This window comes from Sorangium sp. So ce185 (genome assembly GCF_051526825.1).
In the GTDB taxonomy this organism is placed as follows: domain Bacteria; phylum Myxococcota_A; class Polyangia; order Polyangiales; family Polyangiaceae; genus Sorangium; species Sorangium cellulosum_D.
On sequence record NZ_CP150316.1, the window covers coordinates 6,452,100 to 6,468,917 of the forward strand.

14 protein-coding genes are annotated in these 16,818 nt (G+C 71.1%); 6 read left to right on the top strand and 8 right to left on the bottom strand.

From position 1 onward, the window contains the following. The first annotated feature begins 181 nt into the window (after nucleotides 1-181). Both WMF26_RS23715 and WMF26_RS23720 read left to right on the top strand, forming a co-directional pair. Nucleotides 182-586 carry a PEGA domain-containing protein gene (locus WMF26_RS23715; protein WP_438002135.1) on the top strand — a complete coding sequence of 135 codons (405 nt, stop codon included), beginning with the start codon at nucleotides 182-184 and terminating at the stop codon, nucleotides 584-586. Between the two features lie 483 nt (nucleotides 587-1,069). After that, the gene (locus WMF26_RS23720) at nucleotides 1,070-1,990 is read left to right on the top strand and encodes a transposase (RefSeq protein ID WP_438002136.1); all 921 of its coding nucleotides are present in this window, start codon (nucleotides 1,070-1,072) and stop codon (nucleotides 1,988-1,990) included. A gap of 498 nt (nucleotides 1,991-2,488) precedes the next feature. Here the strand turns inward: WMF26_RS23720 and WMF26_RS23725 are convergent, their stop codons facing one another. Next, nucleotides 2,489-3,271 (bottom strand): SDR family oxidoreductase, encoded by a 783-nt coding sequence (locus WMF26_RS23725; protein ID WP_438002137.1) that lies wholly within the window; start codon nucleotides 3,269-3,271, stop codon nucleotides 2,489-2,491. 19 nt (nucleotides 3,272-3,290) lie between these two features. Continuing rightward, complete coding sequence (locus WMF26_RS23730) at nucleotides 3,291-4,163, bottom strand: NAD(P)-dependent oxidoreductase (RefSeq protein ID WP_438002138.1); 873 nt, start codon at nucleotides 4,161-4,163, stop codon at nucleotides 3,291-3,293. Between the two features lie 208 nt (nucleotides 4,164-4,371). On the opposite strand from WMF26_RS23730, the gene WMF26_RS23735 reads away from it, so the two are divergent. Further along, a complete protein-coding gene (locus WMF26_RS23735) occupies nucleotides 4,372-5,205 on the top strand; it encodes a helix-turn-helix domain-containing protein (RefSeq protein ID WP_438002139.1) in 834 nt (277 codons plus the stop codon). Nucleotides 5,206-5,214: 9 nt separating this feature from the next. Here WMF26_RS23735 and sigJ read toward each other — a convergent pair whose 3' ends face one another. The 3 genes from sigJ to WMF26_RS23750 all read right to left on the bottom strand — a co-directional run bounded on the left by sigJ (nucleotide 5,215) and on the right by WMF26_RS23750 (nucleotide 6,983). Beyond that, a complete protein-coding gene (gene sigJ, locus WMF26_RS23740; RefSeq protein WP_438002140.1) occupies nucleotides 5,215-6,144 on the bottom strand; it encodes an RNA polymerase sigma factor SigJ in 930 nt (309 codons plus the stop codon). Between the two features lies 1 nt (nucleotide 6,145). Further along, nucleotides 6,146-6,577, bottom strand: coding sequence for a carboxymuconolactone decarboxylase family protein (locus tag WMF26_RS23745; RefSeq protein ID WP_438002141.1), 432 nt, complete (start codon nucleotides 6,575-6,577; stop codon nucleotides 6,146-6,148). 163 nt (nucleotides 6,578-6,740) lie between these two features. Next, nucleotides 6,741-6,983, bottom strand: a complete 243-nt coding sequence (locus tag WMF26_RS23750) for a hypothetical protein (RefSeq protein WP_438002142.1) — start codon at nucleotides 6,981-6,983, stop codon at nucleotides 6,741-6,743. 46 nt (nucleotides 6,984-7,029) lie between these two features. Between WMF26_RS23750 and WMF26_RS23755 the strand changes: the two genes are divergently transcribed. After that, nucleotides 7,030-8,580 carry an Hsp70 family protein gene (locus WMF26_RS23755; RefSeq protein ID WP_438002143.1) on the top strand — a complete coding sequence of 517 codons (1,551 nt, stop codon included), beginning with the start codon at nucleotides 7,030-7,032 and terminating at the stop codon, nucleotides 8,578-8,580. 159 nt (nucleotides 8,581-8,739) lie between these two features. On the opposite strand, the gene WMF26_RS23760 is transcribed toward WMF26_RS23755, so the two are convergent. The 3 genes from WMF26_RS23760 to WMF26_RS23770 form a co-directional block, all read right to left on the bottom strand. Then, the gene (locus tag WMF26_RS23760; RefSeq protein ID WP_438002144.1) at nucleotides 8,740-9,687 is read right to left on the bottom strand and encodes an AEC family transporter; all 948 of its coding nucleotides are present in this window, start codon (nucleotides 9,685-9,687) and stop codon (nucleotides 8,740-8,742) included. Between the two features lie 384 nt (nucleotides 9,688-10,071). Beyond that, nucleotides 10,072-12,060, bottom strand: coding sequence for a transketolase (gene tkt, locus WMF26_RS23765; protein ID WP_438002145.1), 1,989 nt, complete (start codon nucleotides 12,058-12,060; stop codon nucleotides 10,072-10,074). A gap of 526 nt (nucleotides 12,061-12,586) precedes the next feature. Next, nucleotides 12,587-14,389 carry a hypothetical protein gene (locus WMF26_RS23770; RefSeq protein WP_438002146.1) on the bottom strand — a complete coding sequence of 601 codons (1,803 nt, stop codon included), beginning with the start codon at nucleotides 14,387-14,389 and terminating at the stop codon, nucleotides 12,587-12,589. A 143-nt stretch (nucleotides 14,390-14,532) separates the two neighbouring features. Between WMF26_RS23770 and WMF26_RS23775 the strand changes: the two genes are divergently transcribed. Then, nucleotides 14,533-15,141 (top strand): TolB family protein, encoded by a 609-nt coding sequence (locus tag WMF26_RS23775; RefSeq protein WP_438002147.1) that lies wholly within the window; start codon nucleotides 14,533-14,535, stop codon nucleotides 15,139-15,141. Nucleotides 15,142-15,792: 651 nt separating this feature from the next. Continuing rightward, nucleotides 15,793-16,779, top strand: a complete 987-nt coding sequence (locus WMF26_RS23780) for a response regulator (RefSeq protein WP_438002148.1) — start codon at nucleotides 15,793-15,795, stop codon at nucleotides 16,777-16,779. The last annotated feature ends 39 nt before the right edge of the window (nucleotides 16,780-16,818 follow it).

A 16,818-nucleotide genomic window follows, 5' to 3' on the forward strand; every position in this document is an offset into this window, starting at 1 on the left:
TCGACGTGCTCCGCCGGCTGTCGCGGGTTCCCCGTTCCGCGGATCGCCACGGTCGGCATGGCGACCAGAGGTACCTGGGCCGGGCGGACAAGGCAACGTCCGGGCTCCGGGCGCTCGCGGCGCGTGCGCGATGTCGCCGAGCCATTTCCTCGCGCGAGATTTCGTGTCTAGCCTCCGGCGCATGCTCCGTGTCGCCGCTCTTCTCCTCGTCATACCGCTCGCCGGCTGCGGCGGGGCCCCCAAGCCCCCGCCGGAGCCTCCGCAGCCCGCGCCGATCGCGGCCCAGCCCGAGCCTGAGCCCGAGCCTCCGCTGGACGACGCGCCGATGCTCGACGTGGTCTCGGCGCAAGCAACCGAGATCCTGCTGGACGGTAAGCCCATCGGGACGACGCCGATCACGGGGCGCAAGGTCGCGCCGGGAACGCACGAGGTGACGTTCGTGGACCCGGAGCGCGGCAACCGGACGATGATGGTGACGCTGGAGCCCGGCGACGCGAAGACAGTCCAGTCGGACCCGCCGCCCTCCATCCAGGAGAGCGGCGGCGGCGGCGACGCCAAGAGCGACAAGCCGGGCGAGAGGAAATAGCGGACCCGGACCCGACCCGGGTTGGACGCTCCGGGCGCTCCGGACCCGGGTTGACCTGCGCTCCGGACCCGGGTTGACCTCGTGTGGGGCACTCCGACCCGGGTTGACCTCGTGTCGCGTCACACCGACCGCCCAACCCAGGTTGGCACCGATCACCCAACCCAGGTTGGCAGCGACCACCCAACCCAGGTTGGCACCGACCACCCAACCCAGGTCGGCAGCGACCACCCAACCCAGGTTGGCACCGACCACCCAACCCAGGTCGGCAGCGACCACCCACCCAGGTCGGCAACGCCAGGTCGGCAACGCTTCTGCGCGTGCGGATTGCGAAACGCGACGCAGCGCGGATAGCCATGGTGACGCGCTTCAGCCAAGGGTGGCGGAAAGCGGCGGAATCCGCGGCCGCCACCCACCGCGCGGTGGCAACCCCTTGAAATGATTCACACCGGATCACGGTACAACGCTTGCTTCTGCACGCCAACCATGAGCCAGCCTCGCGAGATCGCTGCCGGCGCAACTTACCTGGTCACCCGTCGCGTCCTACGCCGTCATTTCCTGTTGCGCCCCGATGCGGCCATCAACCAGCTCTTGGTCTACGCCCTCGCAGTCTCAACCCGCCGCTACGGCGTCGAGGTTCACGCTCTTTGCGCAATGTCGACGCATCTGCACCTCGTGGTGACCGATGTGCAGGGCGTACTGCCGCGCTTCTTGCAGTATTTCCACCGCCTCGTCGCTCTGGGGACGAAGGTGTTGCGCGAGTGGGAAGGGCCCGTATGGGACCACGAGGCCACGAGCGTGGTACGGCTGATGACGCCGGCCGCGGTGGTCGAAAAAATCGCTTACGTGCTCGCGAACCCTGTGGCCGCTGGTCTGGTCCGGCATGCGACGGAATGGCCGGGCGTCAAGGTACATGTGGGTGAGCTCGGCCGTGGCGTGCTGCGCGCGACACGGCCCTCGGTGTATCTCGACCCGGCGAACCCGCAGTGGGTCGAGGAAGCGACGCTGCCGCTGGCGCTGCCGCCGGACATCGCGCCGGAGGATGCGGAAAGCCTTCGCCGTCAGGTCGCTGCGGAGCTCGAGCGCCAGGAAGAGCTTGCGCATGCGGACATGGAGCGGAGAGGGCTCCGCTTCGTGGGCGCCGAGCAAGTCACTAAAAAATCGCCTTATGAGCGAGCCACAAGCTCCGAGGGCCTGCGCGGGCGCAATCCGACATTTGCCGTCGGCCGTGACCAGGGCGACGCCTGGCGAACCGCTGCTGCCGCCGTACGCGCGTTTCGCGCGTCGTACCGTGCTGCGCTCGAACGATGGCGTGTTGGCGTGCGCAGCGTTTTATTCCCGGTGGGGACGTGGTGGATGTGCACATTTCACGGCGCCAGCGTCGATGACCCGGTGAGCACGGGATAGCACCGCACGCGGAGAGAGAGCGCGCGCGACGGGTTGGAGAGGGACACTTCTCCGCATGGTCCTGGGGAACGTGCGTGTGATGGGGGCGGAGCGGGTGGCGGGTCCGCGGTGAAGCGCTCCGAGGATGGCCGCGTATGCGTCATGCCGCGCCACGTCAGCATGGCGCGGAGCCAAGCCGCCGCGTCTCTGCTTGAACGACAGCGACTGTTCCGCCGCCGGTCGAAGCCCCCGGATTGATGGGTTGCCCTGGGCCGGCCGCGCCGCCGTCGGGGTTTCGCCCGCGGGGTACCCCTCGGTTCGGGTGACGCGCACCAGGCTGGGTGGGGCCAACCTCACCTGGGTGGGGCCAACCTCAACCTGGGTCAGGTCAACCTCAACCTGGGTCAACCTCAACCTGGGTCGGGTCAACCAACCTGGGTCGGGTAGGCGGGGTCGGGTAGGCGACCTGGGTCGGGTAGGCAGGAGGCCGGTGAACCCGGGTCAGGTGACGTGACGGGGTCAGGTGACCGGGGCAGGTGACGCGTGAGGCGTCACGATGCCCTGACCGAGGCCGCCATCGACGGGCAGCTCGACGCCCGTGGTGAAGGTCGCCTCGAAGGCAAGGAACAGCACGGCGCGAGCCACCTCATCGGGCGTGCCGATTCGCTTCATCGGGGTGACCTCGCGGCCCTCCTGCTCGAAGGCCGCCAGCGCCTCCGCGGATGCGCCCGCGATGCCCATGGTCGGCGTCTTGATGAACCCGGGGCTCACCGCGTTCACGCGAATCTGCCTCGGCAGCAGCTCCGCCGCGAAGACCTGCGCGAACGACCGCAGCGCCGCCTTCGATCCCGCGTAGACGCTCATGCCGGGGCTGCCGCCCTCGTTGGCGATCGACGTCGTGAAGACGATGGCTCCTCCATCCCGCATCAGCGGAACCAGCCGCTGTACCGTGAAGAACGCCCCCTTCGTGTTGACCCCGAACGTCCAGTCGTACGAGGCCTCGGTCACCTGGTCCAGCGTTTCCAGGCTCGCGACACCGGCGTTGACGAACAGCAAGTCGCTCTGCCCGAGCGTGTCCCTCACGATCGCGAAGAGCGCGTCGATGTCCGCCATGCTCCCCATATCCGATCGCACCACGTTCGCCCTCGAACCGAGCTCGCGCCGCGCCGCCTCGACATTCCTCTCGTTTTTGCCGGTGAGCAGCACCTCGGCGCCTCCGTCGAGGAGCGCCTTGACCGTGGCAAGCCCCATGCCGTGGGTCCCACCGGTGACGACCGCCTTCTTCCCTGCGTAGCTCTTCATGACCCGTCCTTTCAGCAACTCAGGTTGCCTCCCGCAGCACCTTGATCAGCGCGCCCGGAGACTCGGCGCCGTAGCCCGCGGCGACGCCCTTCCGGAAGAGCCCCTGGGTGAACGCCGGAATCACGGCGTCGATCCTCCCCTCCCGGGCCTGTCGCAGGACGATCTCGGCGCCTCGCGCGCACATCTCCAGCGAGCTCTCCGGGCTCTCGTAGGTCCCGACCTGGATCGCGTCGCCGTCCTGCTTGATCATCCCGCCCACGGCCGGCGCGACGTCGGCGATCATGGAACCGAAATCGCCCACGCGCAGGCCCTCGCTCTCGCAGATGCGAGCGCCGTGATAGAAGCCGACCAGCCCTCCGAAGACGAACGAGATGAAGGCCAGGTCCAGGGCCGACGCCGAGCCCACCTGCCCGCCGAGGTACGACACGGTGCCGGCCATGCGCTCGAGGAGCGCCTTGCTCTTCTCGAACGCCGTGGCCGAACCCGAGACGATGATGCTGCTCTCGGGCTTTCCCATCTGGCTCGGGATAGCCAGGATGGCGCCGTCGAGGTAATCGGCCCCTCGCGCCTTCGCCCACGCCTCCCCGTCGCGCGCGTCCTTCGGCGTCCCTGTGCTCAGCTGAACGAGCACCTTTCCGGCGAGGGCGGCGGCAACCTGGGTCGCCTCCAGCAGCCCGTACGTGGCCTGGTAGTCGGCGACGCAGACCACGACGACCGAGCTCGCCTGCACGGCGGCTGCGACGCTCGACGCGAGCGCCGCCCCCTCCGCGACCAGCGGCTCGGCCTTCGCGCTCGTCCGATTCCAGACGGTAACGCGGGCGCCGCTCCGGAGCAGCGCCCCGGCGAGCGCGATGCCCATGCGACCCAGGCCGATAACCGAGACTTCACTCATAGGATGTCCTCCGTTGACGCGCCCGCCGTCCATGGCAGGCGTTGGCGCTCGCCATGGATGCGGTCCGCGCGCCGGCCCGTCGCGCACGTTTGGACGCGCGGAGAGCACGTTCGGCCAGCGGCGGGCCGCCCCGCGCAGCCCGCGCTGCGGGGCGCCCGCGCGCCGGTGGTCTGGCGCGCGGCCGGACGCCGGTGAATACTCGCCGTCGATGCGAGCCACCGGCACACAGGACCACGCGGCGAGCGCGCCCCGGCCTCGCCTCGGGCCGCGCGTCGATGTCCTCGAGACCCCGGGCGGCGTGGTCGCCCTCGAGCCCTCGTCCAACCACCGGCTGAGGATGCTCACGGGCCCGCCGGTCCGCGGCTCGTGCGGCGTCCACCGGTTCCTCTACACGCGCGGCGACACCGACGTCCTCCCCGCCGGGTTCGCGGACGTCTGGCACGAGGACGACCCGAACACCTCGCTCCTGCTGGAGCTGCCCGCGTCGCTCGTGCGCCGCGCCGCCATGGACATGGGGCGCGACCCCGACACGGCCGGCCTCGATCTGCGCCACCAGCTCCGGGATCCGCAGATCGAGCACATCGCCTGGGCGCTCGACGCCGAGCGCATGGCCGGCCACCCGAACGGGCTCCTCTATGCGGAGAGCCTCGGCCTCGCCCTCGCCGTACACCTGCTCGGCCGCTTCGCCGCGCCGGCCCGGTCGCAACGCGGGCTGTCGCCGCAGCAGCTGCGGCGCGTCACGGCCTACATCGAGGAGCACCTCGACCAGAACCTGTCCCTGGAGCGGCTGGCCGACGTCGCCGAGATCAGCGCCTCGCACCTCAAGACCCTGTTCAAGCGGTCGACGGGCCTGCCGGTGCACGAGTACGTCGTCCAGCGCCGGGTCGAGCGCGCGAAGGCGCTGCTCGCGCGCGGCGACCTGCCCGCCAGCCAGGTGGCGATCGAGGCGGGGTTCGCGCACCAGAGCCACATGGCGCGGTGCATGCGCCGCGTCCTCGGCGTCACGCCCACGGCGCTGGCGCGCCGCTCGCCCAGGCGCTGATCCGCCCGATCAGCCGGCCTCGCCCGCGCCGCCCGGCGCGACCCCGCCTCCGCCGTCGCCCCCGCCCTCGCCCAGGCGGGCCAGCTTGTCGGGGTTGCGCACGATGTAGACGTTCGTCGCCGCGCCGTGCTCGTCGTAGGCGAACGACACGCAGCCCACGGCCGAACCGTCCTTCCACAGGACGACGCCCCGGCCCCCGTTGATGTCCGTCGCCTCCCACGTGTAGTCGCCCCAGTACGCGTGGAGGGCGCGGCCGACGAACTCGAGCACCTCGGCCTTGCCCCGCAGGACCTCGCGCAGGGTCGGCACCTTGCCGCCCCCGTCGGCGCAGAGCTCGACCTCGTCCGAGAGCAGCGCCGACAGCTGCTCCGTTCCGCCGCTCGCCACGGCCGTCTGGAAGGCGGCGAGCAGCTGCTCCTGCCGGTCCAGCGGGGTGGTGTGCCGCACCTTCGATTGCGCCACGTTGGCGCGCGCCCGCGAGACAAGCTTGCGGCACGTGGTCTCCTGGAGGCCGAGCGTCGCCGCGATCTCCGGGTAGGACACGTCGAACACCTCGTGGAGCAGGTACGCCGCCCGCTCCTTCGGGGTGAGGCGCTCGAGCACCAGCAGGAACGCCGTCTGGAGCGACGCCGCGAGCGACAGCCGCTCGCCAGGCTCGCCCGCGGTCGACGCGTGGATCGGCTCTGGCAGCCAGGCTCCCACGTAGTCGACACGGGCGTTGCGGGCGGCCCGCAGGAGATCGATGCACCGGCGCGTGCACAGGGTCGTGAGCCACGAGGCCGGGTTCTCGATCGCGCTCCTGTCGGCGCTCTGCCATTTCAGGAACGTGTCCTGCACCGCGTCCTCGGCCTCCGCGCGCGAGCCGAGGATGCGGTAGGCGAGGCCGAGGAGCATGGGCCTCGTGGCCTCGAACGCCGCGACGTCGTCCTCCTGGGTCATCTCAGTGCCTCGACACCTGGATGCGGTTCCACAGGTTGATCATGGCGACGGCGGAGGTCAGGACGCCGATCTCCTGCTCGGAGAAGTGCTCCCGCAGTCGCGTGCGCAAGGCCGCATAGTCGGTCCGACGATCGAGGACGGTCAGCGCTTCGGTCCAGGCGAGCGCGGCCCGCTCGCGCTCGCTGAAATCGCTGACGTGCTCCCACACGACCACCCGGTCCAGCCGCTCGTTCGTCTCGCCGTCCTGGCGCGCCTCCCGCGTGTGCATCTTCACGCAGAAGGCGCACTGGTTGATCTGCGACGCGCGCAGCTGCACGAGGTGGATGATCTTCCTGTCGAAGCCGTGCTTGTCCATCGCCTTGTGCACGCCGGCCAGCGCCTGCAGCACGTCCGGGATCTCCTGCTCGTATTTCACAGCGGTTCTGTCGCTCACGGTGGTTCTCCTTGTCCGGGGCCCGCGGGCCCCTCCACCTGACGACGATCCAGCCTCCCCGCCTGTGACGCCTGGGCGACCCGGCGCTCGCTCAGCGCAATTTTTCATATCACAAGAATTTTACAGCGCACAACCGACTCGCGGCGAGGGGCGCGCCGCGCGCTCAGGCGGCGATCACGACCGCCCGGGGCTTCCTCGGGTGCACCTTCACCGGCACGACGCGCCCGGGGCTCAGCATCATGAGCTCGGTGTGCGCGATCCAGTCGATCGTGACCTCGTAGGGCGCCCCGTCGCGCGGCAGGACGCGGAGGTGCAGCCGGCTGACGGGGTTGCCGTCGTACTCCTTCTTCGTGAAGTCGCGGCCATTGCCCCGACATTCCCGCGGGCCGCGTGCAGCGAGCTGCACCGCGGGAGGCCGAGTGTGGCAGCATGCGGGCCGGAGGAGACCCGCCTTGCGACTCGGGATCGATTTTGGGACCACGCGGACCGTGGTCGCGTGCTGCGACCGCGGGAACTACCCCGTCATCAGCTTCCAGGACACGGCGGGGGACCCCGTGGACTTCTACCCCTCCGTGGCGGCCGAGCGGCAGGGGGAGCTCCGGTTCGGCTTCGACGCCCTCGCGGTCGCCTCGGACCCGGAGTGGACCGTGCTCCGCTCGTTCAAGCGCGTGCTCTCGGGCCCGCGCGCGTCGCCCGACTTCGAGGTCGAGATCGGCGGGACGAAGCTCCGGGTGCTCGATCTCCTCACCCTGTTCCTGAGGTCGCTCCGCGACGCCGTGCTGCACCGGTCGAACCGGCCCAAGAAGAAGGACGACGACGGGCGCCTCATCTGCGTCGTGGCGACCCCGGCGAACGCGCACGGGACGCAGCGCTTCGTGACGCTCGACGCCTTCCGCCGCGCCGGCTTCGAGGTCATCGCGCTCCTGAACGAGCCCTCGGCCGCCGGCTTCGAGTACACGCACCGCTACCGCAGCACCATCACGTCGAAGCGCGAGCACATCGTCGTGTACGACCTCGGGGGCGGCACGTTCGACGCCTCGCTGGTCCACATGACCGGGCGGAGCCACGACGCCGTTACGACCGCGGGGCTGAACCACCTCGGCGGCGACGACTTCGACGCCGCGCTGAGCGAGATGGCGCTCGCCGCGGCCAAGATCGAGCGCGAGGCGCTGCCGGCGCGCGCGCTCGCGGCGCTCGCGGACCAGTGCCGCGAGGCGAAGGAGCGCCTCAACCCGAACTCCCGGCGGATCGTGATCGATCTGGAGGCGTGCCTCGGCGAGCTCGCGCCCGCGCACGAGGTGACGATCTCGGCCTCCGACTTCTACGACCGGTGCGTGCCGCTCGTGGAGGCGACGATCACCGCGATGCAGCCGGTGATCGCGCGCCTCGACGCCGGCGCGGGCGAGGCGCTCGCCGACATCGCGGGGATCTACGTCGTCGGCGGCGCGAGCTCGCTGCCCGTCGTCGCGCGGACGCTGCGCGAGCGCTTCGGGCGCCGCGTCCATCGCTCCCCCTACCCCTCAGCGGCGATCGCGATGGGGCTCGCCATCGCCGTCGACGAGGACGCGGGCTTCGAGCTGTCCGACCGGCTGTCGCGCCACTTCGGGGTGTTCCGGGAGAGCAGCGGCGGGGAGGAGGTGGTGTTCGACCCGATCTTCGACCGGGAGGCGCGCGTCCCGTCGAGCCACGAGGCGCCGGTGGTCTCGCGGCGCGTGTACCGCGCGGCGCACAACGTCGGCCGCTACCGGTTCGTCGAGTGCGCCGCGCTCGACCGGCTCGGCGTGCCCCACGGCGACATCACGGCGTTCAACGAGGTCGTGTTCCCCTTCGACCGGCGGCTCCGCGAGCGCGCCGCCGAGATCGCCGCCGTGCCGGTGCAGCGCATGACCAACGAGGGGCCGCTGATCGAGGAGCAGTACGCGATCACCTCGCACGGCATCGTCGAGGTGACGATCACCGACGTCGAGGCGGGCTACCAGCGCGTCTATCAGGTCGGCGCGTGACCGCGCCGGCCGCGGCCTGGAGGCATCCGCGCTGATCTCGGCCGCGCGCGCCGCGCCCTCGCTGGACGGCGCCGCGCTACCGGGGCAGCGCCTCGGGCGAGGATCGCCATCTGAAGCGGCCTCGCCCGCGATCCTCCGACGTCACGCGCGTCACGCGCGTCACGCGAGGAGCCGGCGCAGCGCCTCGATCACGGCCGGCAGGGTCGCCAGCGCCCCGAGCGTCGTCACGACCGCGGTGGCTGCGGCGAACTGGCCGTCGCAGCCGTACCGCGCGGCGACGATGACGGACACCATGGAGGTCGGCATGGCCGACTGCAGCACCGCCACTTCGGACACCGGCCGCCGGAGGCCGAGCGCGACCGCGGCGCCGAGCGCGACCGCCGGGGCCACGAGCAGCTTCACCGCGGCGACGGCGACGAGCGGCCGCACGCGGCCGCGCAGCGAGCGCAGGTCGAGGCTCAGGCCGAGCGCGAGGAACACGAGCGTGGGGGTCGCGCTCCCGAGCGCGTCGAGCGCGCGCTCCACCCACGTCGGCAAGGGGATCGGCAGCGCGTAAAGCGCGAGCCCGGCGGCGATCGACAGCACGTTGGGGTGCAGGATCACCCGGAGCAAGCTCCGCGCGTCCACGTCGCCGCCCGCGCCCATGCGCGCGGCGAGCGCGACGCCGAAGGTCCAGAGCATCAGCATCGTGACGATGCTGTCGACGAGGATCGCCGTCCCCGCCGCGTCGCCCGCCCGCCCGTAGAGGGTGAGCACGACGGGGACGCCGAGGAACCCGGTGTTGGAGAAGCTGCCGACGAGGCCCGCGGCGCCCTGCGTGGCGCGCGGGAGCCCGAGGGCGCGCGCGACCGCGACGCCCGCGAGGGCGCACGCGAAGAGCGCGATCGTCGATGCGGCGACGGCGCCCCACGCGCCGTGTCCGATGCCGGAGCGGCGCAGCACGGAGACGATCAGCGCCGGCGTGGTCACGTCGATGACAAGCCGGTTCAGGGCTGCCGCGTCCGCCTGGCCGCCGCGGCCGAGCGCGCGCAGCAGCACGCCGACCCCGAGCACCGCGAAGAGGGCGAGGAGCTGCGAGATCAGGTCGCCCGACGGCACGGGCGGCATGTAGCTCCGCGGCGCGCGGCGTCCAGCGCTCGCGTCTCCAGGGCTCTCGTCGATCGAGCGGCTCGCGTCACGGCGCGCGCCCTCCCGGACTCCCGGTCGGCGACCGCGGCGCAGCGCCGTCGTCGGCCGCGGCAGGGCAGCTCTCCGCGGTCTCGCCGCTGCAGCACTCGGCCTGATTGGCGCCGAACATCGGGCAGCGGCCGTTCACGCAGGCGGCGTGGCCATGGATGTAAGCGAGCGGTGAAGTGCAGAGCCGGCAGCGCACCGCGGCGGACTATAGCCGGCCGGCGACCGGCGGAACAGCAGAGGAAAGGGCGCCAAGGACGCCGAGAGAGCGCTGCTCCCTGGCGTCCTTGGCGTCTCGGCGGGCGGCTCTCCCGAGGCTCAGGGCACGAGGTCCTGCACCGCCTGCACGACGGCCTGCGGATTCATGCCCAGCCGGTCCATCACGATGTCGCCGGGGGCGCTCGTGCCGTAGCGGTCGATCCCGAGGGCGAGCCCCTTGGAGCCCACCCACTGGTGCCAGCCGAAGGTGACGCCGGCCTCGATGGAGACGCGCCGCGTGCACGCCGCGGGCAGCACGGCCTCGCGGTAGCCGCGGTCCTGGCGCGCGAACCGCTCGACGCACGGCATCGAGACGACGCGGACGCCGGGGCCGATCCGCTTGGCGGCCTCGACCGCGTGCTGCACCTCGCTGCCCGTGGCGATGAGGATCGTCTCGAGCGCCGCCGTCTCCTTGACGAGGACGTAGGCGCCGCGCCGGACGCCCTCGCGCTTCGCGGCGGCGTCGCCCGGCAGCATCGGGACGGCCTGCCGCGTGAGCGCGAGGACCGTCGGCCCGTCGGTGCGCTCCAGCGCGGCGATCCAGGCGCCGGCCGTCTCCTCGGCGTCCGCCGGCCGGATGACGTCGAGATCGACGATGGCGCGCAGCCCGGCGACGGTCTCGACGGGCTGGTGCGTCGGCCCGTCCTCGCCCACGCCCACCGAGTCGTGCGTGAAGATGTAGATGACCGGCAGGTGCGACAGCGCGGCCAGGCGGATGCTCGGCCGCAGGTAGTCCGCGAACACGAGGAACGTGGCGCCGCTCGGGCGCAGGCCGCCGTGGTAGGCGATGCCGTTCAGGATCGCCCCCATGCCGTGCTCGCGGATGCCCGCGCGGATGTTCCGGCCGCCGGGGTGCTCCGGATCGAAGTCGGTGCTCGACGCGATGTAGTTGAACGTCGAGCCGTAGAGATCCGCGCTCGATCCGATGAGCGCGGGCACCGCCTCGGCGACGGCCTGCAGCACGGTCTCGCCGGCCTTGCGCGTGGCGACCTTGGTGCCGGCGGCGAAGGCGGGGACGCGCGCGTCGAGATCGGCGGGCACCTTCCGCGAGGTGCCCTCGTCGAGCTTCTGCGCGAGCTCCGGGTTCTTCGCGCGCCAGGCCTGGAAGGTCGACTCCCACGCCGCGCGCGCCTTGCCGAGCTCTTCCTTGCGCTTCGCGAAGAACTGCTTGACCTCCTCGCTCACGTAGAAGTGCTCCGGCGGGAGCCCCAGGTTCTTGCGCGCCTGGTCCACGAACTTGGCGCCGCCCTCGCCGTGCGCCTTCTGCGTCCCGGCGACCTCGGGGATCCCCTTGCCGATCAGGGTGTGGGCCACGACGAACTTCGGCTTGCCGCTCTTCGACGCCCGCGCCTGGCCGAGCACCCGGTGGACGGCCTGCAGATCGTTGCCCTGCTCGATGTGGAGCACCTCGAAGCCGTAGGCCTCGAAGCGCTTGGACGTGTCCTCGCTCTGGGTCTTCACGGCCATGGCGTCGAGGGTGACGTCGTTGGCGTCGTAGATGAGGATCAGGTTGTCGAGCTTGAAGTGTCCCGCGAAGGCGGCCGCCTCGGCGGCCACGCCCTCCTGGAGGCAGCCGTCGCCGGCGAGGCACCAGACGGTGAGATCGAAGATCGTGTGCTCCTGGGTGTTGTAGCGGGCGGCCAGCATCTTGGCGGCCACCGCGTGCCCCACCGCGTTGCCCACGCCCTGACCGAGCGGGCCCGTCGTCGCCTCGACGCCCTCGGTGTAGTGGTACTCCGGGTGGCCGGGCGTCTTCGACTCCCACTGCCGGAAGCGGCGGATGTCGTCGATGGACACCGGGTAGCCCGAGAGGTGCAGCCAGCCGTACAGGAACATGCTGCCGTGGCCGGCGGACAGGACGAAGCGGTCGCGGTTCAGCCAGTGCGGTTCGCTCGGGTCGTGACGGAGGAGGTCGCCATAGAGAGCGGCCCCGATCTCGGCGGCCCCGAGCGGCAGGCCGAGGTGACCGGAGGAGCAGGCGTGGACGGCGTCCATGGCGAGGCCGCGGGCCATCGTGCACGCGGCGGCGAGCTTGGCGAAATCAGGCATGGCGCGCACTCTAACCTACTTCGTCAAGAAGCGCGCCCTTTCGCTCACCCTGCCCTCCCTCCCCCGGCCGAGCGGCGTCTGGTCTGCCTGGAGGGCTCCTCGGCGCGCGCTCGAAGTCCGCGCTTTCTCGGGATGCGCGGGGATCGCGGATCGCCAGCTTGGTCAGGCTGGAAGTGTGCAGCGGTGCGCGCGATCCGACCCAGGTTGGCCGACCCGACCCACGTTGGCCGACCCGACCCAGGTTGGCCGACCCGACCCAGGTTGGCCGGGCCGACCCGACCCAGGTTGGCCGACCCGACCCAGGTTGGCCGACCCGACCCAGGTTGGCCGACCCGACCCAGGTTGGCCGACCCGACCCAGGTTGGCCGACCCGACCCAGGTTGGCCGACCCGACCCAGGTTGGCCGACCCGACCCAGGTTGGCAGGACGGCGCGGGTGGGATGGCGCAGCGAGCGCCGGCTCCGGCGTCGTGGGAGCTCGCGGACACCGGGATCCGTCACCCCTGACGCAAGCGCGATCGCGTACGTCAGGGAGCTAGGACCGTCACAAAGCCGTCCCTGCCTGCGGCGGTGAGCGGGCCGGCGCCGAAGTCGACTGTACCCGTGAAGTCGCCGACGAGCACGAGTCGGTCGTCGTGATAGGTCGCCAGGCCTCGAATCGTGGCCGGCGTGCCCGTGAACGTGCGGCGCCAGAGCTCCGCGCCGGAAGCATCGAGCTTGACGATCGACCCTTCTCCCAGGACGATGACGTTCCCGGCGGAGTCCGCGAACACGGCGTCACTCGGTGCCTCTCGGTGCCAGATGTAGTCGCCGAGCGGGCTCATCTTCACCACGAAGTGCGTCCCGGCGGGGATTGGTCCACCGCCCAGATCCAGATTTCCCAGGCTGCGGCCCACGATCAGGAGATTGTCCTCGGGATCGACGGCGATATCCTTTGCCTCGCCACCGTCGTCCCAGGCGTCCGGTCCGGACACGACCTTTCGCCAGAGCACGGTGCCCGCAGGGACCCGCTTCTCGACGCGGAAGGCGTAGTCGCAGGGACATGTCCCCGCGCCCGACGAGTGCGCCACGGCCACCAGAACGTTGCCGGCGCTGTCCATGGCGACGCCGCCTGGAGAGCTGACGAACGTCCGATGGGTAAACCCCCACATGTACTCGCCCGCCGCGTTGTACGTCAAGAAGCTCATGCCGTCATCGACGGAGCTCGGGTAGGCGAGCAGTGCAGCGGAGTTGCCCGCGGCATCGACTGCGATGTCTCGTAGGTTGACCGAGAACGCGCCGGTCGGGACGATGTGCCCGCGGCTCCAGAGGTGGTTCCCGTCCGGATCGAGCTTGACCAAGAAGACGGCGCTCGTGGAGAAATCATAGTTCCAGGGGAGCGGGCCGCCGCCGAAGTCGACGGGCGGCGGACCGTCGAAGAAGGCGCCGCCATAATCCCCGCCGAGGAGGATGTTGCCGCTCGCGTCGAGCGCGATCTTGGTTCCTGATTCCCCGTAATCGCTGCTGCCGAATCGCCTGCTCCATATCGCATGGCCTGCCGGGTCGAGCTTGAGCAAGAACACGTCGTTGGCTCCTGCGCTCACGAGCGGCCCCGCGCCGAAATCGACCGTCCCCTCGAACCAGCCCGTCACATAGAGATTGCCCGCGGCGTCGGTGGCGACGGCGTACGCGGCGTCGCTGCCAGCGCCGCCCAGACCGGCGGACCACAGCGGCACAGGCGCGCATTGCCCGACGCCATCGCAGTCCTCGTCGGCGTTCGTGGCGCAGTCTTCGGCCGATGGCGTGACCTCGCCGGTGCACGAGCCATAGCCAGAGCCGTCTGGCAGGCAGGTTTGGACGCCGGCGGTGCAGAGCCCTACCCCTTGCGTCCCGGGGCCCCCCGAGTAGCAGCTCAGCTGTGACCCCGGCACGCAAACAGCTGTGCCGCCGCCGCCGCCGGTCGCCGGCTCTCCGCCGCCGCCGCCGCCGCCAGTCGCCGGTTCTCCTCCGCCGCCGCCGATGCCGCCCTGGCCGCCGCCGCCGGTCGCCGGCTCTCCTCCGCCGCCGCCGATGCCGCCCTGGCCGCCGCCGCCGGTCGCCGGCTCTCCTCCGCCGCCGCCGCCGGTCGCCGGCTCTCCTCCGCCGCCCGTTGCCGGCTCTCCGCCGCCGCCGCCGCCGCCCGTCGCCGGCTCGCCGCCGCCGATGCCGCCCTGGCCGCCGCCGCCCGTCGCCGGCTCTCCGCCGCCGCCGCCGCCGCCCCCCACTTCGATCGTGCAGCCGATCGCCAGCATCATTCTTAGCATCGCGGCCCCGCTGAGCCCATGCCATACCCCGGTGCCTTTGTATCCCATGCGCTCCATCTTTCGCTGATTGGCAACAGATATCCCGAGCGCTACCCCGCTCCTGGACGCGGGCGGAGCTCAGGCGACGAGGTGCTAGATGCCGCGACGCGCGTGCGCATTCACCCCGGAGAACTCAGGCGACGATGTGCTAGATGCCGCGACGCGCGCGCGCATTCACCCCGGAGAACAGTACGGCCCGAGGATCCGGCGCGGGCTTCTGCCGATATCGACGAGCGCTCCAGAAGCCGCACGAACGTCGCGGATGGCTCCTGCATCAGGGGGTCGCAGCGCCGTCTGCTCGCGCCCCCGCGCCCCAACCTGACGCGCTCAATCCCGGTCACGACGACGGCACGCAGGCGATGAACCCGCACGTCGACCTGCCCGAGCTCCGCGTCGTGGTCGGGCTGAACGGGCCTGATACCCAGGGCTGGGACCTCGCGATCGCGTCCCGCGAGCGCCCGCTGGACGAATGGGGCGAGTTCGTCCCGCTCGCCGAGCTGAACGACGCGGGCGACCAGCTGGCGCCCTTCCTGTTCGATGATGGCCGGCAGATCCTGTTCCGTTCAGGGGACGACCTGTACTGGGCGCGACGGCCGGGGACCAACGACACCTTCGAACCGCCGCAGCCGCTGGAGGAGGTGAACGTTCCCGACGCGCGCGAGAACGATCCCTACCTGTCGCCGGACGGGTCCATCCTCTTCTTCTCCTCGGAGCGCTCCGGCGGGACCGACATCTACGAAACACGCCGCATCGCACCATGAACAGACGCCTGCCCTCAACCCGGTCCGGCTTCACCTCACCCCATTTCCGCCACAGCGAGAGACCCAGAAGCGTTTGAAGAGAACCAGACCGAGCGGGACCCCGCGAGCATGGCACTCGACCCATTCTCTATCCCGCTCGTACCCACGGCATCGTTCGCGGTCGGCTGCGGGACGCGGCGATGCGGCGATCCCCTGATTCGTCGAGGCCCACCCGCCCCTCGATCGGCTCATGGGGTCGAGCGCTCTCGCACCCACCTTGACCCACGCCATCGATCAGCCGATCTTTGCGGCGGCCACACGCGACGGCAATGAGGCCGCGCTGGGCGTCCGAACCGCCTCGGCACGGACCACGCCGAGGTCAGCCGGCAGCAGCGCCGACGTGACCGACGTGTGACCGACGTGGGCGTGCGTGCATGATGGGACGCCCGGTGTGGCTCAGCCTACCCCCGCCCAATCGCCCGCCGCCTACAGCCTACAAAAGACGTGTTAACGCCGGCCATCCCATGGTACGAACGTCAAGATGCCAGAAAGATGCCTTCCGTGACAGAGATGCCAGCTCACCGCGCGTGCGTTTGCTCGCTCGCCGTCCGGCGGGACACGCCGGCCAAGCCCAGGAGGCGCCTTCGGGCCCCCTGAGACTGGCAGACACCTATGCAAGCGCAAGAATCTCGGCCCGCCGGGCTCGTCCTCATCGTGGACGACAGCGCGGACAACCTGAACGTGCTGTCGGACGCGCTCATCTCCGATGGGCTGGAGGTCGCCGTCGCGTGCGACGGCGAGGAGGCGATCGAGCTGGCCTGCCTGACTCAGCCAGATCTCATCTTGCTCGACGCGCTGATGCCTGGCCTCAGCGGGTTCGAGACGTGCCAGCGCATCAAGGCCGACCCGGCGACGCGGAGCATCCCCGTCGTCTTCATGACGGCGCTCGCCGAAGCGAAGTTCAGGATCCAGGGCTTCCGCGTGGGCGCCGTGGACTACGTGACCAAGCCGTTCGAGAAGACCGAGCTCCTCGCGCGGGTGCACACGCAGATCTCGCTCCGGCGCGCGACGCGGGCCGTCGAGGAGCAGAATCGGAGGCTCTCGGAGGAGATCCGGGAGCGCGCCAGGGCCGAGGAGGCGCTGGCGGACGCCGTGCAAACGCTGCGCGACACGAACGCTCGGCTCTCCGACCAGCTGCTCCAGAGCGAGCGCGCCGAAGCCGCGAGGGCCGCGCTGCAAGACCAGATCATCGCGGCCCAGCGGGAGCGGCTCCTCGAGCTCTCCGCCCCGCTCATCCCGATCATCGATGGCATCCTCGTGATGCCCCTCGTCGGCACGGTGGACGTCGAGCGCGCCAGGCAGGCGGTCGAGACCGCGCTCCACGGCGCGAGCGAGCGCGGGGCGGACCACCTCATCATTGACATCACCGGCGTCAGATCGGTAGATGAGACGGTCGCCCACATGCTCGTGCAAGCGGCGAAGGGGCTGTCGCTGCTCGGCACGCGAACGGTCGTCACCGGCATCCGCGCCGAGGCGGCGCAGACGCTCGTGCGGCTCGACCTGCACCTCGATCACGTCGTGACCAAGGCCACCCTGCAGTCGGGCGTGGAGCACGCGCTGCGGACGCGCGGCCGTCGTCGACGCGCGCGCGAGCTCTGATGTCCTGATGAATCGTCGTTCCCCGGCATCTCCGCCGGA